Origin of the sequence: Chryseolinea sp. H1M3-3, from assembly GCF_029360725.1 — a bacterium.
Taxonomy (GTDB): Bacteria; Bacteroidota; Bacteroidia; order Cytophagales; family Cyclobacteriaceae; genus Chryseolinea.
The window spans coordinates 370144-391880 of record NZ_JARKMY010000009.1; the positions used below are offsets into that span (position 1 = coordinate 370144).

The 21737-nt window shown below is 41.8% G+C and carries 22 protein-coding genes; 10 read left to right on the forward strand and 12 right to left on the reverse strand.

Annotation, left to right across the window (positions count from 1 at the left end; translation table 11 throughout):
- Window positions 1-70: 70 nt before the first annotated feature.
- Both P2W71_RS16195 and P2W71_RS16200 read left to right on the forward strand, forming a co-directional pair.
- A complete protein-coding gene (locus P2W71_RS16195; protein ID WP_276372324.1) occupies window positions 71-943 on the forward strand; it encodes a sugar phosphate isomerase/epimerase family protein in 873 nt (290 codons plus the stop codon).
- A 155-nt stretch (window positions 944-1098) separates the two neighbouring features.
- On the forward strand, window positions 1099-1896 hold the full coding sequence (locus P2W71_RS16200; protein ID WP_276372325.1) for a DUF1080 domain-containing protein: 798 nt from the start codon (window positions 1099-1101) through the stop codon (window positions 1894-1896).
- Between the two features lie 60 nt (window positions 1897-1956).
- Here P2W71_RS16200 and P2W71_RS16205 read toward each other — a convergent pair whose 3' ends face one another.
- From P2W71_RS16205 to P2W71_RS16215, 3 genes are all read right to left on the reverse strand, one after another.
- Complete coding sequence (locus P2W71_RS16205; RefSeq protein ID WP_276372326.1) at window positions 1957-2502, reverse strand: hypothetical protein; 546 nt, start codon at window positions 2500-2502, stop codon at window positions 1957-1959.
- Window positions 2503-2709: 207 nt separating this feature from the next.
- Window positions 2710-3384, reverse strand: coding sequence for an NADAR family protein (locus P2W71_RS16210; RefSeq protein WP_276372327.1), 675 nt, complete (start codon window positions 3382-3384; stop codon window positions 2710-2712).
- Window positions 3385-3445: 61 nt separating this feature from the next.
- Window positions 3446-3772 (reverse strand): MmcQ/YjbR family DNA-binding protein, encoded by a 327-nt coding sequence (locus P2W71_RS16215; RefSeq protein WP_276372328.1) that lies wholly within the window; start codon window positions 3770-3772, stop codon window positions 3446-3448.
- A gap of 221 nt (window positions 3773-3993) precedes the next feature.
- On the opposite strand from P2W71_RS16215, the gene P2W71_RS16220 reads away from it, so the two are divergent.
- The 4 genes from P2W71_RS16220 (at window position 3994) to P2W71_RS16235 (ending at window position 6537) form a co-directional block, all read left to right on the forward strand.
- On the forward strand, window positions 3994-4476 hold the full coding sequence (locus P2W71_RS16220) for a GyrI-like domain-containing protein (RefSeq protein WP_276372329.1): 483 nt from the start codon (window positions 3994-3996) through the stop codon (window positions 4474-4476).
- 130 nt (window positions 4477-4606) lie between these two features.
- A complete protein-coding gene (locus tag P2W71_RS16225; protein ID WP_276372330.1) occupies window positions 4607-4966 on the forward strand; it encodes a DUF1801 domain-containing protein in 360 nt (119 codons plus the stop codon).
- 66 nt (window positions 4967-5032) lie between these two features.
- Window positions 5033-5920, forward strand: a complete 888-nt coding sequence (locus P2W71_RS16230) for a cyclase family protein (RefSeq protein WP_276372331.1) — start codon at window positions 5033-5035, stop codon at window positions 5918-5920.
- Window positions 5921-6012: 92 nt separating this feature from the next.
- Entirely contained in the window at window positions 6013-6537 is a 525-nt protein-coding gene (locus P2W71_RS16235; RefSeq protein ID WP_276372332.1) for a DinB family protein, read from the forward strand.
- A 109-nt stretch (window positions 6538-6646) separates the two neighbouring features.
- Here the strand turns inward: P2W71_RS16235 and P2W71_RS16240 are convergent, their stop codons facing one another.
- The 7 genes from P2W71_RS16240 to P2W71_RS16270 all read right to left on the reverse strand — a co-directional run bounded on the left by P2W71_RS16240 (window position 6647) and on the right by P2W71_RS16270 (window position 16539).
- Complete coding sequence (locus P2W71_RS16240) at window positions 6647-7882, reverse strand: multidrug effflux MFS transporter (protein WP_276372333.1); 1236 nt, start codon at window positions 7880-7882, stop codon at window positions 6647-6649.
- Window positions 7883-7996: 114 nt separating this feature from the next.
- Entirely contained in the window at window positions 7997-11140 is a 3144-nt protein-coding gene (locus P2W71_RS16245) for an efflux RND transporter permease subunit (RefSeq protein ID WP_276372334.1), read from the reverse strand.
- Window positions 11141-11161: 21 nt separating this feature from the next.
- Window positions 11162-12283: an efflux RND transporter periplasmic adaptor subunit gene (locus P2W71_RS16250; RefSeq protein WP_276372335.1), complete on the reverse strand. Its 1122-nt coding sequence runs from the start codon at window positions 12281-12283 to the stop codon at window positions 11162-11164.
- Between the two features lie 22 nt (window positions 12284-12305).
- On the reverse strand, window positions 12306-13640 hold the full coding sequence (locus P2W71_RS16255) for a TolC family protein (protein WP_276372336.1): 1335 nt from the start codon (window positions 13638-13640) through the stop codon (window positions 12306-12308).
- Between the two features lies 1 nt (window position 13641).
- The gene (locus P2W71_RS16260) at window positions 13642-14295 is read right to left on the reverse strand and encodes a TetR/AcrR family transcriptional regulator (protein WP_276372338.1); all 654 of its coding nucleotides are present in this window, start codon (window positions 14293-14295) and stop codon (window positions 13642-13644) included.
- A 145-nt stretch (window positions 14296-14440) separates the two neighbouring features.
- The gene (locus P2W71_RS16265; protein WP_276372339.1) at window positions 14441-16120 is read right to left on the reverse strand and encodes a PAS domain S-box protein; all 1680 of its coding nucleotides are present in this window, start codon (window positions 16118-16120) and stop codon (window positions 14441-14443) included.
- A complete protein-coding gene (locus P2W71_RS16270; protein WP_276372340.1) occupies window positions 16117-16539 on the reverse strand; it encodes a response regulator in 423 nt (140 codons plus the stop codon). Before P2W71_RS16270 ends, P2W71_RS16265 begins: the two co-directional genes overlap by 4 nt.
- A 433-nt stretch (window positions 16540-16972) precedes the next feature.
- On the opposite strand from P2W71_RS16270, the gene P2W71_RS16275 reads away from it, so the two are divergent.
- The 3 genes from P2W71_RS16275 to P2W71_RS16285 all read left to right on the forward strand — a co-directional run bounded on the left by P2W71_RS16275 (window position 16973) and on the right by P2W71_RS16285 (window position 19585).
- Window positions 16973-17566 carry a hypothetical protein gene (locus P2W71_RS16275; protein ID WP_276372341.1) on the forward strand — a complete coding sequence of 198 codons (594 nt, stop codon included), beginning with the start codon at window positions 16973-16975 and terminating at the stop codon, window positions 17564-17566.
- Window positions 17567-17833: 267 nt separating this feature from the next.
- On the forward strand, window positions 17834-18883 hold the full coding sequence (locus P2W71_RS16280) for an aminoglycoside phosphotransferase family protein (RefSeq protein WP_276372342.1): 1050 nt from the start codon (window positions 17834-17836) through the stop codon (window positions 18881-18883).
- A gap of 150 nt (window positions 18884-19033) precedes the next feature.
- Window positions 19034-19585, forward strand: a complete 552-nt coding sequence (locus tag P2W71_RS16285; RefSeq protein WP_276372344.1) for a pyridoxamine 5'-phosphate oxidase family protein — start codon at window positions 19034-19036, stop codon at window positions 19583-19585.
- 399 nt (window positions 19586-19984) lie between these two features.
- On the opposite strand, the gene P2W71_RS16290 is transcribed toward P2W71_RS16285, so the two are convergent.
- Both P2W71_RS16290 and P2W71_RS16295 read right to left on the reverse strand, forming a co-directional pair.
- Window positions 19985-20266 carry a hypothetical protein gene (locus P2W71_RS16290; RefSeq protein ID WP_276372345.1) on the reverse strand — a complete coding sequence of 94 codons (282 nt, stop codon included), beginning with the start codon at window positions 20264-20266 and terminating at the stop codon, window positions 19985-19987.
- Between the two features lie 128 nt (window positions 20267-20394).
- A complete protein-coding gene (locus P2W71_RS16295; RefSeq protein ID WP_276372346.1) occupies window positions 20395-21189 on the reverse strand; it encodes a M48 family metallopeptidase in 795 nt (264 codons plus the stop codon).
- A 164-nt stretch (window positions 21190-21353) separates the two neighbouring features.
- On the opposite strand from P2W71_RS16295, the gene P2W71_RS16300 reads away from it, so the two are divergent.
- On the forward strand, window positions 21354-21689 hold the full coding sequence (locus P2W71_RS16300) for a response regulator (RefSeq protein ID WP_276372347.1): 336 nt from the start codon (window positions 21354-21356) through the stop codon (window positions 21687-21689).
- Window positions 21690-21737 lie beyond the last annotated feature (48 nt).

Consider the following 21737-nt stretch of genomic DNA (forward strand, 5'->3'; position numbering starts at 1 on the left):
GGTTAATTCAAATTTATTGGGCGGCCGTTGGCTGTATTTAAATACTCGCTTTATGTGTACATTTAAATTTATGAATCGAATCCTTTACACCTGTGTATTAGTCGTTGCTGCACTAAGTGCAGCGAAAAGCCAAAAGAAAATCAATAGCCCGGAAATTGGCATCGTCCAAAGTATTGAGCATGATAGTCTGCTTCATGCGTTTGGCTATCGTTATTTAGTAGAGTCCGTCGGACGAATGGTATCCCCAAAGAGCGTGAGCGAAGAACAGTTTCAAAACAACGTTCAAAGAATTAAGGACATGAGCATACCCATGTATGCGTTAAATATTTTCATTCCCGGGGAATTGAAAGTCGTTGGTCCTGATGTTAACGAAGCAGCTATCCTGCAATACGTAGAGGTTGTTTTTCAACGTTGTAAGAAAGCTGGTGTAAACAGAATTATCTGGGGAAGCGGTGGATCGAGGCGAGTACCCGAAGGATTTGATCCTGCAAGGGCGAAAGAACAATTCATCGGAGTAGCAAAAAAAATTGCCGCACTAGCGGAACGTTATAATATTATGCTAGCGCTAGAGAATCTAAACAGTACGGAAACCAATTTTATTAACACTGTGGCGGAAGCAGCTGATGTTGTCAAAAAAGTGGATCACAAAAACATGAGGTTATGCGTTGATATTTATCATATGTTGAAAGATGGAGAAGGGCCTGCGTCCATTGAGAAGGCGAAAGGCTTTGTTGTTTATTGTGAGGTTGCAGAAAAAGAGGGACGCACGCCACCGGGAGTTCAGGGAGATGATTTCAGGCCCTACTTTGCTGCACTTAAGAAAGTAGGCTATCATGACAAAATCGTAATTGAATGCCGTTGGGAAAATGTTGCAACACAGGGACAAGCGGCGATTCAAAATCTGAGGAAGCAAATTGACGATGTTTATTTAAACGCAAATTAAGTTTGTGAAAGCCTCCTACGGCTTGGAAGCATGGGGGCCTTTATATCAGTCAGCACACAACACATTATCGACAAGACATTCACCACTTCAAAAAGTAATATTTTCTGAAGTGGAATATATTTTAATGATTATCTTTTGACACTAACAACCAACTTATGCATCGGAAAAATAATTTACGTTTTACGGTGGTGATAGGGCTCGCTGCGCTGTTACCGCTCGCATGTGAAAAGAAATCAACGCAAGACGTACCGTCGGCAGATAGTACAGCAGCTTCGACTGAGGAAACAACAGGTTTAAACGCACTGACTGAGCAAGAAAAATCTGAAGGCTGGGAACTTCTTTTCGATGGAAACACGCTGAATGGATGGAAGCGATACAACCAGGACTCTATAGGCCCGCTCTGGACAGTTGAGAACGGAACGATAAAATGCGACGGCACAGGACTCACGGAAGGGACCGCCAATAACGGTGGATCTCTGATCACTATAAAACAATATGATAATTTCGATTTGACACTCGAATGGAAGGTATCACCCGGTGGCAACAGTGGGATTCATTATCATGTTGTAGAAAAGCCGGAGTACAAACATGAATTTGATACAGGACCTGAATATCAGATCATGGATGATAAAGGATGGAAGGATCCATTGAAGCCTGAACAGTTGGCTGGAAGCAATTATGATATGCATGCGGCACCGGTGGATAAGAAAATAAACCCTGTCGGCGAATGGAATTCAGCGAGAATCGTCTACAATAAAGGTCATGTTGAACATTGGCTGAACGGTGAGAAAGTTGTCGAGTTCGAAGATGGTGATGCCGATTTTATGGAACGTTACAAGAAGAGTAAATGGGTGGAATATCCGGGATGGAATAAATTCAAAAAGGGATCGATCGCTTTACAAGACCATGGAGCCCCCGTATATTTCAGAAACGTTAAGATTAAAGCACTTTAAAGCATAAAGTACGAAGCTGCGAACTAGGAGTTGCAACCTTGGTTCGCAGCTCCGGCCTTGCTAAATTTCCACGTGAGACCAGTTCTCACCTGTTTTGATTCGATGTACCTGCATATCGGTAATGCCGAATTGGCTTGCAATTGTTTTCAGCGTTGATTTGCCGGCCTTCAATCTCTTTTTTATCATGCGCACCTGGCTTTCTTTGAGCTTTTGATTTCCAATGCGCTTCCGGTTCGGGTTAAGTGTAGCGTGTTTAAATTTTTCTTCGTGCGTTACCCATTTCAGATTCTTATAAAAGTTGTCATCCTTGATGTAGTTGAGATGAATAACGAATTTATGTTTTGAACTTGGTTGCTTCACAAAATGTTTTGCTACGAGGCGATGGATAAGAAAAGTATAGTTCTTGTCCTTAGAGCGTACGGCGATACCTGGATAGTTGGATATAGACCCATGTTTTAAAAAATGTCCCTCCTCCGGTTTGGTGGTATAACTTATTACGCGGCCATAATTTGTTAACGCATAAGCATTTCCCTTCGGAGATTTCTTAATGGGAAGTAAAACATATTTTTCCTTTGGAAGAAGCTTCAACTTTTTGATCACTGCCATAGTAGTCTTTACTGCGTTAAAAATTATACTTATAAATCAAACTTTTTATAACCTCGTCTTCAATGGAACAGGTCATAATAATAAATGTTTACCGAGGCACTGTTTATCCTGCCTCTTGACATTCAAAATAATATAAATGTGATTTGACTATACAACGTTCGAATTAGTGTAGTCGTTCTTTTTCTTAGGAAAAAGTCACTCGAAATTCTACACTGTATGTTGAACCTTTTCTGCTTTTAGCTGTACGCCAAAATCATCAAACTGTTTCAAATAATCCCTGACTTCCATTAAGGCAAAGCCCAGGAGATTTAGTCCGTTCCAAGTATAAGGATTTTTTGCAAACTTGGAGTCATTCGCCAGACCGATGCCCCAAATCTCATCGACCGGGTTCGCTTCCACTAATATTGATTCCCGCGTGTTCAACAAATATGCGCGTAGCTTTTTGTTTTGATGAAACTTGTGAAAATTGCCTTCCTTGACGATCTCATATTTCCACTCGCTCCACTTCAATTCATCAAAGCCCTTAATCTTTTGGCAAAGTGCTCTTACATCCTCCGGCCTATCCGCTTGGATAATTTTCTTAAAAGCATCGCGATCGCCAAATAAATAAGCCTTTCGGGCCATCATCCAATGCCCCGCAGTTTTATAAACAATTTCATTTACGGAAAAAGGCGAATAGTACCATTGGCTCAACATAAACTCGCCAACGGGTTTTAGGCCTTTGTTCGTGTGTCCCCAAAAGAAAATATAGTCCAGGGATTCTCCATTATCAAACTTTTCGGTCAACCAACTGAGATGGTAACGCATGGGTAGAGCAAATATGCCCGAAGTTAATTCATAAAATGAAAAAACCTTTAATGGGGACTTATTAAATATTTTCAATCAACAAATTTTTGATAATTATATGCCGCGATCGATTGCGCTAAGACATAGGGTGGTGAAATCACTTCTTTTTATTCTTTAATGCTGCGCCGTTGTACGCAGTGCTTAAGGCGTCCAACATAAATTCTTTGGGAATTTTCTTAACCTCAAAGGTGGTCCAACCTTGAACCCCCCATTTATTGGGGGTAGGGTAAATAGAACTTTTATCATATAAGCAAAAGACAGATTGATCAACCGGCGTTAACTTCAGGTTTGCCGTTTGACTCGCTTCGTGTAACGTTGCAAAGATTCTTTTGCCGACAACCTTAAACGCCCTCCGGTCAAAATGAGGATTTTCTTCCGTGCCTGGAAAGGATAGGGCGAGCGTTGCAAATTCCTGAATACTCATTTCATTTTTGAATAGAATGTCTATTAAAGCTACCAATTTTCCCCGAAATAATTGGAGGGAATAAACTTCGAAGAATTCAATAGAATCCCGTAATACCCGTCCGGCTGACCTCGACAATGCTCGCGGGATATGCCAAACAAAATTTCAGGAACAATCGGATATCTTTTGATGAATTCTAATTTTAGCAGAACTTTCTTCTTTTAGCCGAAACTAACATTCAAATGGTACCAAGAATCGAAATACTTCCCGTAAAAAAACTGATCGGAAAACGGATGACTATGTCATTAGCCAACAATAAAACCGGAGAACTTTGGCGAAGCTTTATGACGCAGCGCAAAGAAATTCTAAATGTGATTGGTATTCAGTTATATTCTTTGCAGCAATTTCCTGATACGACTTATTTCGAGCATTTTAATCCTGACAACCTGTTTGAGAAATGGGCGGCCGTTGAAGTATCGGATTTTAATTTCGTACCTGAGGGAATGGAAACTTTTATACTCAAGTCGGGACTCTACGCAATCTTTTTACATCGAGGGGCGGCCAGCAGCGGGCCAAAGACATTCCAATACATTCATGCCAATTGGTTGCCGCAATCTGATTATGTGTTAGACAACAGGCCACATTTCGAATTATTAGGTGAAAAATATAAAAACGAAGACCCATCCTCCGAGGAAGAAATATGGATTCCCATTAAACCGAAGTAACCTGTGGACCAAGTTTCGCACGAAAAATACATCGTAAATCCCCTTCAAAATGCCGCCTTCACCCCCGTCAGCTTTAAACCCAAATGACTAGATTGACTTTCGTATTCCACCTCTAGTAATATTGCAAACTATGAAAGATACAGTTGCTGAAAACATCGATCAATACATCTCCACGTTTCCTAAAGATGTTCAGAATAAGTTAAAGGAAATACGTGCTACGATTAAAAAAGCGGCGCCCAAAGCTGAAGAGACTATTAAATATGCGATGCCTACCTTCACGCTTAACGGGAACCTGATCCATTTCGCAGCTTATAAAAATCACATTGGGATTTATCCCGTACCTCGAGGTGATGAGAGATTCAAAAAAGAATTGTCGGCTTATGATGGGAACAAAAGCACCTTAAAAATTCCATTGGATCAGCCGATACCCTTAACGCTAATTACCAAAGTAGTAAAGTATCAGGTGAAGAAGCAGTTAGAAAAAAAATAGATTAAATTTTTATCATTCTCTGGCACGATCATTATCTATATTTGCTTCAAAGCGCCCCATTACGTCATGGACAAAAGAGTAAAATTTAATTTTGAAATCTATTTTACGAATGGTGGTAGCATAAAAGGAGAAGATTTTCGTCTTGATATTTCTGGAAATGACATTTCGGATAAGGAACTGGCTGACTACCTTGTAAAGGATCTCCGTTTATTAATGGTAGGTGAAACCCGAATTTTAAACAAGCAGGTTTTTGGGGAAAAGCATAAACGGAAATCAATCAATGCTACCTCTGGAAATCAGATGTTAATTGATTTGAGTCATACCATTGAACATGGTTTGATTACCTACAAAGGATTACCAGCGCCGATTGTTTGCGATTACCTAAGCCGTGAAGATTCGAAAAAATTCTATGCGCCCGGGACCGAATTTCAAATAGGAAAAATAGAAATGGTCACCAACACAGGTACATACATTGATTCTCCATTTCATCGCTTCGAACATGGTAAAGACCTTTCAGAAATTGCTTTGGAAAATTTCACCGATCTTGAAGCTACGGTTATTAGCGTTCCCTATACGGATACGTTAAAAGTTACCAAAGAACATGTAAAGGGTTATGAAGTGAGAAATCGCGCTGTGCTAATTCACACCGGATGGGATGCATTTTGGAATACAGAAAAATATTATGAAAATCATCCTTCTCTAACGCAAGACGCAGCTGAATATTTACGCGATTGTCATGTGAAATTGGTAGGTATCGACAGTCACAATATAGACGATACGAACGGCAAATCCAGACCCGTACATACAACACTCTTAGGAGCAGACATTTTAATTGTGGAACACCTTTGCAACCTTTCATTGCTACCCGCGGATGGTTTTACGTTTAGCGCCGTTCCTCCGAAGTTTAAAGGTGTAGGAACATTTCCCGTCAGGGCGCTGGCCAAGTTAAGGTGATACTGTTTATGTAATAACCTTGTCTGACGTAAATACGTTGAACACTGATCAAACGCCAGGTCATAAAGATTACCATCAAAAAAAAAATCACAGTGAACTTCAGCTTAGAAAAATCTATTCAAATTTTAGAGAGGACTCCGGAGGTTCTGTATCTGATGCTTTCAAATCTTTCGGATGATTGGACTACAAAAAACGAAGGCGACGGGACCTGGAGCGTTTACGATATCATCGGCCATCTCATTCACGGAGAGAAAACTGACTGGATGCCAAGGGCAGAAATTATTCTCTCGGAAAACGCAGATAAAGACTTTCAGCCATTCGACAGGTTCGCACAGTTTGAAGAAAGTAAGGGACAATCGTTACCTCAGCTTTTAGAAGAATTTAAGGACTTGCGAAAGAAAAACATTGATCAACTTCGGTCAAAAAAAGTCACTGAACCAAAATTTGCATTGACAGGAATCCATCCGGCTTTCGGGGAAGTTACCCTGTCCCAGTTGCTTTCGACATGGGTTGTACATGACCTTAATCACATTGCTCAGATTAGTCGTGTAATGGCTAAGCAATACAAAACAGCTGTAGGTCCGTGGGTTGAATATCTCGGCATTCTAAAACAATGAGCAAAAAAAACGCTCGCGCCAGGTTAAGCTTGCTCTTTTGGTTGCCAAACGCCTTTGGCAATAACCTTTATAGCGGTTTTACTTGCGAGAAAAAAAAACAATAATCCGACTAATGTATTATCGTTTCAGCTGACGCCTGTTGAACGGGAACCTCCATCAGAATCCGCTTGCGTCCAATAATCAGGATAAAGAATGAAACCAGTGAAGTGAACGCCATAATGGCTGCAACGGGAAGGCTGCTTGTGGAATTAAATAAACCGACACCTGCCGACGACAATCCAGCTACGCCAATCTGAATAAACCCTAATAAAGCCGAAGCACTGCCTACATTTTTTGAAAACGGTGCTAATGCGAGCGCTGTAGCATTCGGATTTGTTAGGCCCAGGCAGGTTAACGCAATAAAAAACATAACGATAGTGGCTTCCAATCCATACCAATTGTTTAACGCTCCAATCAAAAACAGCAAGCTCGTTAAAACAAGTGTGTACAAAGCAGCACTAAATATTCGTTCACTCGAATACTTTTTGTTTATATAAATATTCAATTGACTGCCTCCGATAAATCCAATCGATAACAGCGCAAATATGCCTCCATACACCTGTGGTGTGACCTGAAAAATTTCCATAAAGATTACTGGCGAGCCTGCAACGTAGATAAACAACGATGCAAAGGCAAAAGCGCCAGAAAAACTGTAAGTATAAAACTGGGGATTTCTTAAAATGGATAGAAACGTAAGGAGCATGGGTTTAGCTTTCAACGATACGTTTTCATCTGCGCTTTGAGCAGGTGGTAGAAAAAAAGCACTCACTATTAAGATAAGAAAGACAATTATTGCCAATACAATAAACACAGCTTGCCATCCCCACGCCGTTGCAATGAACCCTCCTATCGTCGGTGCAAGTAAAGGTGAGAGGCCGATTACTAAAATTAGCAATGAGAAAATTTTGGCACTTTCACGAACAGGAAAGAAATCTCGCGCCATAGTCAGAGCTGCAACCCAGGCAACACAACCGCCTAGTGCCTGGAGAAAACGAAGCGCCACTAAGGCCTCAATACTTTGGGCTTGTGTGCAACCAATGCAGGTAATGATAAAAATCGTAAGTCCGACATATAGTGGCTTTTTTCTTCCAAAGCGATCCAATAACGGTCCATACATCATCTGTCCAATAGCCATACCGATGAAATAGCTTGTTACAGAAAGTGAAATGCGTGCGGGTGTAGTTCCGAAATCTTCTGCGATTTCTGAAAATGCCGGCAGATACATATCAATTGAAAAAGGAGTCACTGTTGACAATGCCCCCAGAATAAGAATGATTAAAGTGCGATTGGATTCGTTAGCCAGCATGTGAAAAAAGTTGCATTTAGGGTCTTCGGTGGATGCTTTGATATTGTGCTTAAATGTACAGAAGAGCCATGGCGAGACACATTTGACCGATAATCGCCCCATGGCTTTATGCTATTATTCCTTAAGCTGTGGTTGACCAGACAATTTCATCGAGAATTTAGTTATCAAAACAAAAAGTACAGGCACTACAAAAATGGCCAGCGAACTTGCTGCAATCATTCCACCGGCGACAGTCCAGCCGATGGTCTTGCGAGCTTCTGCTCCTGCACCTTCTGAAAACGCCAGCGGCATTACACCAAGGATAAAAGCAAGCGATGTCATGATGATCGGGCGCAAGCGCAATTGAACTGATTCCAAGGTGGCAGGAATGATTTCCATCCCGCGGTCTACACGTTCCTTAGCGAACTCTACAATCAAAATCGCATTTTTTGCAGCTAAACCGATCAGCGTTATCAGACCGATTTGAGCGTAAATATTATTATTTAAACTGGGAATCAGTGTTAGGGTAAGGATGGACCCAAATGCACCAATGGGCACCGCAAATAAAACTGAAAATGGAACAGACCAGCTTTCGTAAAGTGCTGCGAGGAACAGAAAAACAAATACAATGGAAATCATGAATATCAGGCCCGTTGTATTTCCTGCTTTTTCTTCTTCGCGGCTCATCCCGCCAAACTCATAACTATAGCCCGCTGGCAGTACCTCTGCTGCTACTTCCCGTAGTGCCTCAAGTGCCTGTCCACTGCTGAATCCAGGTTTTGCAGATCCAATAACTTCCGCCGACCGGTACAGATTAAAATGTGAAACGAGCGCCGGGGTTTCAACCACTTTACTTGTGATTAATGCACCCAATGGTACCATTCCACCCGAGCTGTTACGCACATGATATTTTCCAATATCACTAATGTCCTTTCTGTACATGGTGTCGGCTTGTGCTACAACCCTGAAGTTTCTGCCGTAAATATTAAAATCATTTACGTAGCTGCTACCAAGTAGCGTTGAGAGCGTGCTGTATGCTTCCGCAATGTTAACCCCCAGCTTTTTTGCTTTCTCCCGGTCGATGTCAACCTGGTAACTAGGCGTCCTTGTTGAAAAGAACGAATAGGCAACAGCGATTTCAGGGCGTTGGTTAACTGCCGCTATAAATTTTCGCAATACTCCTTCAAACTGCCGGATATCATCCGTACTTGTTGTTTGCTGCAGTTCAAAGGTGAAGCCCGACGAAGCACCAAGTCCTGGAATAGCCGGAGGAGCAATAACAAGAATACGCGCTTCTTTAATATCCGCTGTTCGCTTTTGAATTTCTGCCGTAATCATTGCAACGCTCTCTTTTTCTAAATCGCGATCGTCCCAATGTTTTAAAGTAATGAACAATGTTCCGGCATTTGACTTATTGGAAAATGTCAGAATGTTCAATCCCGCTAGTCCTCCTACGACGCTCACGGCTGGTATCGCCTGCACCCGTTTTTGTAATTCTAACTGCATCTCAATGCTGCGTGTAGTAGATGTTCCCTCCGGCATTTCATAGGTGAGGAACAAACGTTTTTCATCTTCTGTCGGAATAAAGCCTGTTGGTTTCTGTTTAAACAAAAAGAAAAGGCCGACAAACAAACATACCATCATCACCAACACGTAAGGTGTTTTGCGAATCCAGGTATTAACACCGCGCGTATAGGAGTTCGTTACTTTGTCAAACCAGCTGTTAAATCGTTCATGGAAGCGATCTAGAAAATTCTTTTTTCCATTTTCGTTAGCAGGTTTTAACAAGAGCATGCTTAAGGCTGGTGTCAGTGATAATGCAACGAAAGCCGATATAATTACCGACACAGCAATTGTAATGGCGAATTGCTGGTACAATTTGCCTACGATACCAGGAACAAAACCCACCGGAACAAAAACGGCAGCCAGAATTAGCGCGATGGCAATAACGGGAGCGGATATTTCTTTCATCGCTTTGATCGTGGCATCTTTCGCTGAAAGTTTTCCATAGTCCATGTTGTGCTGAATCGCTTCAACAACCACGATGGCATCGTCTACCACTATACCAATGGAAAGAACGAATGCAAATAAGGTTAGTGTGTTAATTGTAAACCCGAACGGAATGAAAAAAATGAACGTACCAATCAACGACACGGGTATTGCCAAAACAGGAATTAACGTGGCTCGCCAGTTTTGAAGGAACAAGAATACGACAATGGTTACGAGTATCAGTGCTTCCACAAGCGTTAAGATCACTTCCTTAATCGAGACTTCTACGACCGATGTAGTCTCTAATGGAATTAGAAAATCCACATCCTTTGGAAAACTTTTTCTCAGCTCTTCCAATGTGTTCATGACGCCGGCATTTGTCTCTAAGGCATTCGCTCCCGGAGCCAGATAGAGCAGCATGAATGCACTCCGTTTACCCATTACAAAAGGATTGTTGCCATAATTGAATTTCGCCAATTCAATACGTGCTATATCTTTTAGGTACACCATGTTGCCCAACTGCGGATTCGTGCGTACAACAATATTTTCAAAATCTTCAACCTTGTTGAGCCTGCTATTGGTAAGCACATTGTACTCAAACACCTGCGCTTTCGGTTGAGGATTCCCGCCTATCGATCCAGCGGCAACTTGTATATTTTGTTCTGCTAAGGCCGCGTTGACTTCAGCCGGAGAAATTCCCAAACTGGCGAGCTTCTCAGGATTTAGCCAAACACGCATTCCGAAATCATCACCGACTGAAAAAATATCTCCAACGCCTTTCACCCGAAGTAGCTGATCTTTCAGATAGATGTTGGCAAAGTTTCCAAGAAAGGTTGCATCATGGGTGCCATTTGGTGAATATAAACCCAGTACCATGAAAATACTTGGATTACGTTTGCGCACTGTTAATCCAAGACGTCTCACAATCTCTGGTAACGTCGGTTCAGCTACGCTTACACGATTTTGAACATCGAGCGTCGCGATGTTGATATCCGTTCCGATGTCAAACGTTACTGTAATACTACTGGCGCCACTGGCGGTACTGTTACTCGAAATGTAGGACATGCCTGGTGTGCCGTTCACTTGCGTTTCAATGGCCGTCGTTGTGGTTTGCTCAACGGTCTGGGCATCCGCACCAATAAAATTACCAGTGATGGCAACAGTCGGCGGTGTAATATCCGGATATTGCGATATCGGTAAGGTGCTCATGGCAATCAGTCCCACTAAAACAATCACGATGGATATGACAATAGCGGTAACTGGTCTTTTTATAAAAACATCTGCAATCATGCGTTTCTTTAATAGCTTATGTTAATTATTTTCTTTAGGTACGGATACAGCAACGGCGGCTCCCTCTCTTAAATTCTGTACGCCTTCCTTTACAATAGTCTCCCCCACCGTCAAGCCATCTTTTACAATGATGTGTGAATTGATCTGTTTGCCAAGTATAACCTTGCGTTGAGAGACTTTGGAGCTGTCTACCACATAGACAAAAAACTCTCCTAGCTGTTCCGTCACGGCCTTGAATGGAATGAGCACGGATTTTTCCGCTGATGTTGACAATACCCGTAACGTAGCACTCATACCGGCCCGCAGTACATGATTAGGATTGGGAAAGCTTACGCGCATCCGGATCGTTCCGGTTTGTGGATCAACAGCACGGTCAACCACACTGATGGTTCCAAACTCAGGATAAACCTGATTTCCAAACGCCAGCCGAAAAGTAGAATCGTTTTTCACAGCCTTTTTAGAATATAATTGCGTGAACTTGTAGATTTCTCGTTGGTCGACAGCAATATCCACGGCCATCGGGTCATCGGAGGAAATGGTATTTAATAACGTCTGGCCTGGGGTAACAGCGGCGCCCAGTCGCACCATGGATATACCGATGGTGCCATCAAAAGGAGCAACAATGGTACTGTATCTCACGTTCGTTTGAACGCTACGAACTGTCGCCTTCGCTGCGTCAACCATTTTTTGTGCGGATATAAATTCAGCCTCGGCATAATCTACTTGCTGTTTGGCGATCGCATCCTTCTTCTCTAACTCCCGATAGCGTTCTACATCTTTTTGAGCCCTGAGTAAGTTGGTTTCTTGAACAGACAAATTTGCAAGAGCCTGTTGGTAAGTTGCTTCAGACTGTTGCTGATCGATGGAATACAACTTCTGCCCTTTCTTTACTTTATCACCCTCCTTAAAATGGATAGCCGTGATGTATCCGTTTACCTGTGCCCGGAGTTCCACCTCGTTTAAAGCTCTTACTGTGGCGGGATATTCATCATAATAGATCGCATCGGAAGTTTCAACCTGATGAACGACAACAGGTATGGCCGGTGGACCTTGCGCAGCGGGCGGCTGGTTTCCATTGCCACAAGAAGTAGCAAAAAACAGTAATGCAATAAAGCTATAGTATACTAGATGATGGGACGACATATTGAGTAAAGTATTTTTTTTCTTAATAGTTAATTTGACCAAGCGCACGTTGCACATCCATTTTGCTTGCCAGTACCTGATATAATGCATTGAAATAATTTATGCGCGTAGTTCGAAGATCTGCTTCGGCAATGGTTACATCCAGGTACGCACGTATACCGTTTTGATACTGGAGTTGAATGACGTCATATACCTCTTCTGCCAGCGCGACATTTTCTTTTTGCGTTTGGTATGCAGCGAGGTTACTCTTGTAAGAAGCGAGGGCACGCGCATACTCCGCATTCAGGTTATTTCGCAAGTCAATGAGGCTCCAATCCAGTCGCGTACGACGCCATTTCTCTTCCTGGATTCGTGCTGTTCGCTTTCCGCCTTGAAAAATCGGGAAGGTCAACGTAGCGCCTACATATGAGTAAGGATACTTCTGATTGTAGAGTTCACCAAAGTTGTCGTTTTGAAAATTGAGGATGTAGGCACCGAAAGCATTAAGCGACGGCAAAAATCCCCAATAGCTATATTTAACATTGGCCTGCTGTAGTTCACGCTGCGTGAATAAAATTTTATACTCAATATGTTCTGTGTAGTTAATTTGTTGAAGCGTATCCATCATCGCTTCCTGCTCCATCTGCACCGTATCGTATTCAATGGGAAGGTCGTGTTGAAGTGGATAACCCATGAGGGACTTCAGCAATTGTTTTTTATAAATCAATGCCTCACTATTTGCTTTTCGTTCAGCCTTAGCGTTTCCCAAAAGAATGGTAGCGCGTTTGTAATCCGTTTTATCCGCGACGCCTGAGGTATAGCGGCTGTAGGCAGACTGAAGACTTTTTTCAAGCCTTGTAATGGATTGGTCACTCACCTTAACCTGTTGAGCTGTTGCCAAAACATCATAAAATGCTTTTGTTACATCCACTACAATGTCGATTTTACTGCGGCTGGTATTCTGATTTGCAAGTATTCTTACTTTGGACGCTGTACTGCTTGCCAGCAAAGCATCGCGATTAAAAATGTTTTGCGTCGCATTGAACTGAGTGGACGATGAATTGTTAACACCAAATCGAATCACCCTGCCGTCGATCACAGATGATTGCAAGTCGAAGAATCGCTGATAGTTGTATGAAAAATTAATTTGAGGATACCAGTCAGCGAGTTTACCCTTAATTACTTTGTTTGCAATTTCTTCATCAACTATGGCCTGCTGAACAGCAGGCTGATGATCTAGTGCATAGAGAACTACTTTATCAAGGGTAGCTGCTTGCAGTAAGCTATCGGCCGCGTGCTGACTTTGAGCCCATGAAGGGACTACAAGTAATAAGCTGATCCAAAAAATAAATTTCAATTTTACTATATAAAAGGACATATCAATTTTTAAACGCGTGTTTCGTAGATTCTTCTTTTCGATTGAGCTCGGGCATTTCTTCATTGAAGATGGTACGGAAAATGATCTGCTTTCGTTCTACGAGAAACTTACGATAAGCGGCATCGGTCATTCCATGAATGGTTTGTATAACGGATTTTGCCAGTAGCGGGTAATTACAAAGCGAGATAAGATTCACCATGAAATGTTCAGGTGCTATGGCCGCGATTTTTCCCTTCTTCACTTCCTTGTTCAGCGCGTCCCGAATAAGATCGCTTGACTTAAACCTGTCTTTCGCACAAAACATCTTTACCTTGTCCGGATGCCGTGCTGTTTCGCTGATAATAAAGTTATCGAGGTATGGATACGTTAACCCGTAATCTACAACGGTATCGATGTAATAGGCGATTTTTTCCCGAAATGGAAGTTCGGAGGTCAGAATATTCCTGACGCGATCTTTTTTTTCCTGAAGCGTCTCATCTAAAAGTGTATCAAGCAATTGTTCGCGAGACCTGAAGTAGTAATGAATTAATGCGCGATTGACGCCTGCTTCATCTGCGATCTCCTGCGTTGTAGCATTTAAGAAGCCTTTCTGAAAGAAGAGAATCTTCGCCTTTTCTTTAATTAATCTCTCGGTCTGTGCTTCTTCGGCGCCCATTGTCTTTTTTGTTTAACAATTTTGTTAAAACGCAAAGTAACCGAAATGGGATGCGAAAACACAAGAAAATATTTGTTGTAGTTGATAAAAAGGGCTGCTTTAATTGATGAGTGGACGCCGGTACCGATTGCGCCCTAGTCCATCATCATTCAAGAGGTAAATAAATTGTAAACGTCGACCCTTTGCCAGCTTCGCCTTTCGCTGCGATATACCCAAAATGATTATCGACGATTCTTTTGCAAAGTGCTAATCCAATTCCTGTGCCGGCGTATTCATCCCGGCTGTGCAGCCGCTGAAAAATTGTAAATATTTTGTCGGCATATCGTTGGTCGAATCCAATACCATTGTCAGCAAAGACAATTTTAACATAAGGTTGCGCGGTATCGACCGACGGAAAAAGCCTGACTATTTCTTTGCCCGTTACTTGGCTTGAAGAAATTTTAACTACCGGCTGGCCTTTGGAGAATTTCAGAGAATTGCTGAGCAAATTGGAAAACAACTGACTCATTTGAAGTGGTATTCCCTTGATCGTGGGTAGGTTATCGCGCTGAATGATTGCATCCTTCTCGGAAATTACTAATTCATAATCTGAAATAGCATTTTCTAAAATTGCATTTAGATCGATCGTTGTAAACAGCTCACCATGCTGTGATATCCTGCTATAATTCAGCACCGATTGAATTAAAGCGCTCATCCGTTTGGCCGATGAGTTGATCCTTTCAAAATATTTTTTTCTGGCTTCAGGATCATTTAATTTCATCTCCAACACCTGCACGAACGTCTGTATTTTTCGCAAAGGCTCCTGTAAGTCGTGCGAAGCGATGTAGGCAAATTGTTCCAACTGCTTATTTTTCACTTCAAGCTCAAGCGCATGCTGGCGCATTTTATCCTCTGCTATCTTACGTTCAGTAAGATCTCGTGTTACTTTTGTAAACCCAATTACATTATTTTTTTCATCGTGCAGCGCTGTGATGACAATACTTCCCCAAAATTTAGATCCATCTTTTCTTTTACGCCAACCTTCGTGCATTGCACGTCCCTCTTGCTTCGCCCGACTGATTAACTCCACTGGCAAACCGTTTTGACGGTCTTCATCCAAATAAAAAATTGAAAAATTCTTTCCAATGATTTCACTTTCCGAATAACCCTTTATTTTTTCTGCTCCCCGATTCCAGTTGAGAATACTCCCATCCTTGTCCAGTAAAATAATTGCATAGTCCAGAATTTCTTCAGTCATCCTGACATACCGGTCTTCGCTCTTCTTTAATTCCTCATTCTGTTCAATCAAGATCTTTAATCTCGCCTCATCCTCTTCGATCTTCTGTAACATTTTTTGACTGAAAATAGCTTTGGTGTTTTCCAGAACCGCGGTGAATACACCACCGACCTTGCCTCCATCTTCGAATACGGGCGTATTATGAAACACAAAACTGTGCTCCTTCGGAATGCCAGCGTTTTCATGGGTAATTTGCTGAGCAACAGTAGCCTTCCCGTTCTTCAATACGCTTTTTAGGGAAGGTGAAAGGACATCCCAAAATTTCGATCCAATTTGTTCACCCTTGGAACCAAATAGTCGCGGGTGGTCGACGCAGAAAAGATCTCGAAAAGCTTCATTATAAAAAATAACCAATTCACTGCTCCACCATAGGGCTACTGGCTGTGTAGCATTTAAACACAAGGAAACTGAGAAATTCAAATGGCCGGACCAAGTTTTAATATCTCCCAAGGGGGAATCTTTCCAATTCTTCCGGGCGATCAAATCTCTAGCTTCTTGATTGAGAATTACCAGGCTTGAGGAAAAACGGACAGCCTTATCGTCATTCATGCCAAAGGAACATTTAAAACAATAAACTGCCTTAGCAATTCGGTCAAAATCGAAATGCTGGGAGGTTTAACGATGAAATCAGCAGCACCAAGTGCCTTTGTTTGGGCCACCATGTTCGGATCAACAGAAGTTGACATCATACAGATGGGTATACAGCGCAACCGTTCGATCTTTTTAATTTCCTCCAGGCATTCAACACCATTCATGCGGGGCATGTTGATGTCAATAAATATACAATTTGGCAGAAACGAATTATCACTGAACTTGTCAAGTGCTATGACACCGTCACCTGCAAAATGACAAAGGATCGAAGCGTTATATTCCTGAAGAGCCATGAAAAATATCTCCTGATCATCTACATCGTCATCAATGAGAAGGCATTGCAACGGCTCGTTACCCGTAGAACGCAAATTGATCATAAAAAGGCCGTAGATTTTCGAATATTTAAATGGTAACACGGACACATGACCTCAAAGCTATTAAGAAAAAATTTGGATGGGAAATATTCATCAGATGATTTACTTAAATGATTAACATCCTACACCGGCTTTTGTTCAATCCTGAAGTTCATTGCATTATATCAGGATGTCGCCGCCATTGGAGTGCTGCGAAATCAGGCATGCTAGTCTCTTACAAACATGAAATTTTTGGAAGGCAGCATGGCGGCAAGCCCCCAGTCAACCGGTATCTCCCTGACCAAAACCACGTGGTTTCACTATAATCGATATGATGCTGTATTAGTCGTTTGTCTGAAGACTCCTTGGGCCCTGTTGTGGGATTTAAGATAACCCTGATTTATGTAAAATCAGGGTTTTCCTGACGTTATTAAGATACTAAATTTTCAATTTTGATATGAAAAGAACCAAACCTTCTGTCGCGATGAATTTAATGAAGAGTACTATATTAGTTATTGCTATTCTATTTCTTTGTTCAGCTGCTTTTGGGCAGGGCATCAATCAGAATTGGAAAAAAGATCTTGAAGAATCTCTCGAAAAATTTATCGAGTGTACTAATACAACAGGCGAAAAATATCAATGCAGCGGATTTATTGGGGAGTCAATCGCAAAGGTTTACAAAACAAATGCATTCTTCTCTCAAAAAGATAGCCGCTTCTTACGCATCAATGAAATTTCCAAGTCATTAGTTGAGAATGGTCAGTGGCATGAGATAGGTTATGCTTATGATCAACAAGCATTGGCTGAGGCGCAAAACCAGGCAAATGCCAGTAAAGCTGTTATCGCGGTTTATACAACGTCGAATGGCATAGGGCACATCGCTGTTATTCTGCCGGGGAAATTACAATACTCGGGAACATGGGGATTTAATGTACCTAATGCAGCATCATTCGTGTTTAACGATACGGGCAAATCTTTTGTGGACAAGGGATTATCCTATGCATTCTCAAAAAGTATGATTAAAAACGTGGTCCTTTATAGCTATAAATAGCAGGCGCAAATTAGGTCGCATAATATCAGCGAACACCTTTTATTGGCCCACTATTCATCCTGCACTAAAAATTCATTCTGCGTTTTCCAGGCATCTTTGGAAGTCCGGTATATCCTGAACTTCTCTGTTCTCGTTAGTAGCTTTTCGCTCGAAGAATTGCATATCCAGTTTGCAACATCAGAGGAAATTCTAAATCGTGTTTTACACAACTTGTTCAACTAATGCGGGAACATTTGTCTATTACAGATTATTTTTGTGTCTTTAAAGATGATCAAAAGCATTCTAGAAACTTTCAATATTCGCGGCGAAAGCATGGTTGAGCCATTAACCAGTGGCCTAATTAATCGTACCTGGAAAGTAACTGACGGTGATAAGCAATTCATCCTTCAACAAATTAATGATCATGTATTTAAAAGACCAACTGAGTTAGCTGCAAATATTCGAATGCTTCACCAATACCTGAAAGCACAGTCACCGGATTACCTCTTCGTATCGCCAATTTCAAATAGCAATAATGACGACCTGATTTATGTAAAAGACGTTGGTTATTTCCGGCTCTTTCCTTTCATAAAGGGTTCTCATACCATTGAGGTGGTATCCTCAGCGGAGCAAGCGTTTGAAGCGTCGTACCAGTTTGGAAAATTTACACGCTTACTGGCAGGCTTTGATGTATCCAAGCTTCATATTACGATTCCTGACTTTCATAATTTAACATTGCGATACCAGCAATTCGAAGCCGCATTACAAAATGGAAGTCCTCAACGCATAAAACAATCCGGCGAACTTATTCGGACGATTAAAAAGCACACGAACATTGTTGAGCAGTATGAGCAGATCCGGAAGAAAGCAGATGTTAAACAACGTGTAATGCACCACGATACCAAGATCAGTAATGTGCTGTTTGATGCCTACGGTAAGGGAATGTGCGTTATTGACCTCGATACCATTATGCCTGGGTATTTCATTAGCGATGTTGGTGATATGATGCGCACATACCTCTCACCTGCGAATGAGGAGGTTAAAAATTTTGAATTTATAGAAGTTCGGGACGATGTTTTTAGTGCGATCGTCACAGGCTATGTCTCAGCCATGGGAAAAGAACTGACCGCGGCAGAACGAAATTTATTCTTTTACTCAGGACTATTTCTCATTTATATGCAAGCAATTCGTTTTCTCACGGATCATCTCAACAACGACATCTACTATGGCGCACGGTATGAAGATCATAACTTTGTACGTGCAGGCAATCAGTTAGCGCTCTTAAAAAAGATGGAAGAGAAGCAAGATACCTTGCAGACCATCATTTCTAAACTATAGTTGATGAGCTGTACCGTGCTTCACCGTTGATTAACTCCAAACCAGTTTCTCAACCAGACCGTTAACGTGTGTAGCTGTTAAGATGGTTCGATTTACTTAATTTGTAATTAGATCGAATACGGGACGTCAAATGTTTAAAACCTTTCAATAGTGGAAGAATACGCAAAACATGTGAGAAGAAAAGACAGGCAACAAAGAGACTTTTCTTTCTTTGAAAAACTAATGGATGACACTGTCGCTTGTACAATTGCAATTGAAAAGGAGGGCTATCCATTCAATCACGTAGCATTCTTCGTGTATAATAAGGCCGAGCATGAAATTATATTTCATTTTTCTAAACACGGATTTGCCGGTGAGGAAATAAAGAGCGGAAAAAAGGCTTGTGTTTCAGTTTATAAATACGGAAAACTATATACTGCTAAACGCGCTGTTGATTTCGGATGTGAGTACCAAAGTGTTATTATCTATGGAACTATCGAAGTCCTCTCGAAGGAGGAAGAACGGATGCGTGCTATGGACATTTTTTTTCAAAAGTTCTTTTCAGGCGTTCCAAAAGGTTCATACGAGGATTTCAATTTACAAGATGCGAAGACCATTGATGTAGCGAAGATAAAAATTGAAGATTGGTTTGGTAAAGAACATCGCGTTCCGACCCAGGCATTGTCTTCATTTTATCCTCCGGGGGATGCAGTTATGACATAGCGTGAAAAAACCGGATTGCATTTAGTACTTCGGCCGTTGTGAAGGGTCGCCTTCTCCTTAAACACATCACTTGTTTTCCGCTAACATGAATTTCTTTTCTCCAGCCTCAATTTTTAGAGGAAGGTGATTGGCTTTTGGGGGAATCGGGCAAGAATAAGCCGAACCGTAGCTGCAGTAAGGATTATAGCTTTTGTTAAAATCTAAAACCACGTCTTTTGACTGCGGGATTCTCATGTCAATGTACCTGCCGATATCGTAAGTATCTATACCGTTGGTTTCGTCCGTGAACGGAATGAATAAGTAGTCTTCAAACCCTGGCCGTTGAGAGATTTCCGGACTCTGATAAACTTCTAGTATTCGGTCTTCACCGTCTAGCGTGAAATGAACTTCACCATACTTTTAATAATCAGGTAACCGGTCCGTTGTTGTCTTCATTTTAAAAAGTACCGGGTTTTCAGTTTTTACAAATCGGGCGGTGATTCGGTAGTCCAGATTAATAGGATAATAGTTAAGGCCATTGAAGTTTTTTCTCAGCTTTTTGCTTAGCGGAGACTCCCTAGGATCGCGAAGCTTTTCGTCCTGTTTTTTCCGATGTGCTTGAATATCCTGGACGGCAGAATCCAGCTGTGCCCATAGCGAAATAGAAAGGGATAGCACGAGAAAAGTGAAAATGCATTTCATCACTTTAAAATAGGATTTATAACGGCGTGCATGTAGGCAACACCGTTTTTTCTTGCCGCCAGATTTTTAAAACCTACCGCTTTTCTTCAACTGCACACAAGTCGCAAGCCGACAATAGCTGGCTACTTTCACTTCTTATAAGTAAGCGCTTCAGGAATCCAGCCTTGCAGATCTTTTACGCGGGTAGAATGCGAGGGGTGGGTCGATAACCACTCCGGGGGCGCTTGTCCTCCTGATCCTTCTGTCATCCGTTCCCAAAACTTTGGTGCCTCATGCGGATCATAACCTGCCATTGTCATGAAGATCAACCCGATATGATCTGCTTCTGATTCGTGCTCGCGACTAAACTTCAACAATCCAATGTTAGTGCCGGCGCCGACGGCCTGCATGAGCAGTTCTTTTCCTGCACCCGGACTTTGACCCATTAGTGCGCTTAAAGTTCCTAACCCGTATTGTGCCAGAATTTGTGTACTCATTCGCTCCCTCCCATGATTCGCGATAGCGTGCGCTACCTCGTGTCCCATGACCACGGCTACACCGGTCTCGTTTTTGCAGATCGGCATTATACCAGTATAAAATGCTACCTTGCCGCCAGGCATACACCAAGCGTTCACTGTTTTTGGATCTTCAATGAGGTTGAATTCCCAACTGAATCCTTGAAGTTCGGAAGATAAATTCTTGCTAGCCATATATTCTTCGACCGCTTTCTGTATCTTGACACCAACGCGCTTTACCATCTCAGTCTGCTCACGATTCGTGGAGAGCGGCCCTTTACGTATCACAGAATCATATTGCTGGTTCACAATAGGAAGTATTTCTGCATTCGATACCAGGCTTAACTGCTTTCGGCCCGTCACTGCCACGGACGTACACGCATAAATGGCAATGGCGACAACAAAAATTAAAAGAATCCGGAGTTTCATAAATTTATTTTTAACGTAATTATACAAATCCTTGCCAAAATTGTTAACAGGTTACAAGAAGTTATCTGCCAAGCTGCAAATCCTGGGTTGCTAGTGACTAAATAACGACGAACATTGCAAGTAGTTTTTCCCAGGAGACACTAAATATGGAATCGTAAGCAAGTATGAAAAATAGGAAGGTTCTAATCATTGATGATGAGCAAGATTTTGGCATGTTGATGAAGCGTTTTTTCTCTCAAAAAAATTATGACGTGTATGTCGCGCATAATATTTCCGATGGAATGAAGTTGCTGGATGAGCAGAAACCGGATATTATTTTCCTGGATAATAACCTGCCGGATGGATATGGGTGGGATAAGACGGATTTTATATTATCTACTTATCCGCATACGCAGCTGAATTTAATCAGCGCGCTCAATGTTCCCAAAACCTCCGCCTCAACCTTTAGAATCCTGGAGAAACAAATGCTCCTCAAGGAACTTCCTAAAATGTTTCTATGAGCCTGAAACCGATTCAGGCAAGTCGGAAGGGTTACTTTAAAAATTGAT

Coding starts and splice junctions, on each gene's coding strand:
- P2W71_RS16195 (WP_276372324.1), top strand. CDS start 71: ATGAATCGAATCCTTTACACCTGTGTATTAGTCGTTGCTGCACTAAGT.
- P2W71_RS16200 (WP_276372325.1), top strand. CDS start 1,099: ATGCATCGGAAAAATAATTTACGTTTTACGGTGGTGATAGGGCTCGCT.
- P2W71_RS16205 (WP_276372326.1), bottom strand. CDS start 2,502: ATGGCAGTGATCAAAAAGTTGAAGCTTCTTCCAAAGGAAAAATATGTT.
- P2W71_RS16215 (WP_276372328.1), bottom strand. CDS start 3,772: ATGAGTATTCAGGAATTTGCAACGCTCGCCCTATCCTTTCCAGGCACG.
- P2W71_RS16220 (WP_276372329.1), top strand. CDS start 3,994: ATGGTACCAAGAATCGAAATACTTCCCGTAAAAAAACTGATCGGAAAA.
- P2W71_RS16225 (WP_276372330.1), top strand. CDS start 4,607: ATGAAAGATACAGTTGCTGAAAACATCGATCAATACATCTCCACGTTT.
- P2W71_RS16230 (WP_276372331.1), top strand. CDS start 5,033: ATGGACAAAAGAGTAAAATTTAATTTTGAAATCTATTTTACGAATGGT.
- P2W71_RS16240 (WP_276372333.1), bottom strand. CDS start 7,882: ATGCTGGCTAACGAATCCAATCGCACTTTAATCATTCTTATTCTGGGG.
- P2W71_RS16245 (WP_276372334.1), bottom strand. CDS start 11,140: ATGATTGCAGATGTTTTTATAAAAAGACCAGTTACCGCTATTGTCATA.
- P2W71_RS16250 (WP_276372335.1), bottom strand. CDS start 12,283: ATGTCGTCCCATCATCTAGTATACTATAGCTTTATTGCATTACTGTTT.
- P2W71_RS16255 (WP_276372336.1), bottom strand. CDS start 13,640: ATGTCCTTTTATATAGTAAAATTGAAATTTATTTTTTGGATCAGCTTA.
- P2W71_RS16260 (WP_276372338.1), bottom strand. CDS start 14,295: ATGGGCGCCGAAGAAGCACAGACCGAGAGATTAATTAAAGAAAAGGCG.
- P2W71_RS16265 (WP_276372339.1), bottom strand. CDS start 16,120: ATGAATGACGATAAGGCTGTCCGTTTTTCCTCAAGCCTGGTAATTCTC.
- P2W71_RS16270 (WP_276372340.1), bottom strand. CDS start 16,539: ATGATCAATTTGCGTTCTACGGGTAACGAGCCGTTGCAATGCCTTCTC.
- P2W71_RS16275 (WP_276372341.1), top strand. CDS start 16,973: ATGAAAAGAACCAAACCTTCTGTCGCGATGAATTTAATGAAGAGTACT.
- P2W71_RS16280 (WP_276372342.1), top strand. CDS start 17,834: ATGATCAAAAGCATTCTAGAAACTTTCAATATTCGCGGCGAAAGCATG.
- P2W71_RS16290 (WP_276372345.1), bottom strand. CDS start 20,266: ATGAAATGCATTTTCACTTTTCTCGTGCTATCCCTTTCTATTTCGCTA.
- P2W71_RS16295 (WP_276372346.1), bottom strand. CDS start 21,189: ATGAAACTCCGGATTCTTTTAATTTTTGTTGTCGCCATTGCCATTTAT.
- P2W71_RS16300 (WP_276372347.1), top strand. CDS start 21,354: ATGAAAAATAGGAAGGTTCTAATCATTGATGATGAGCAAGATTTTGGC.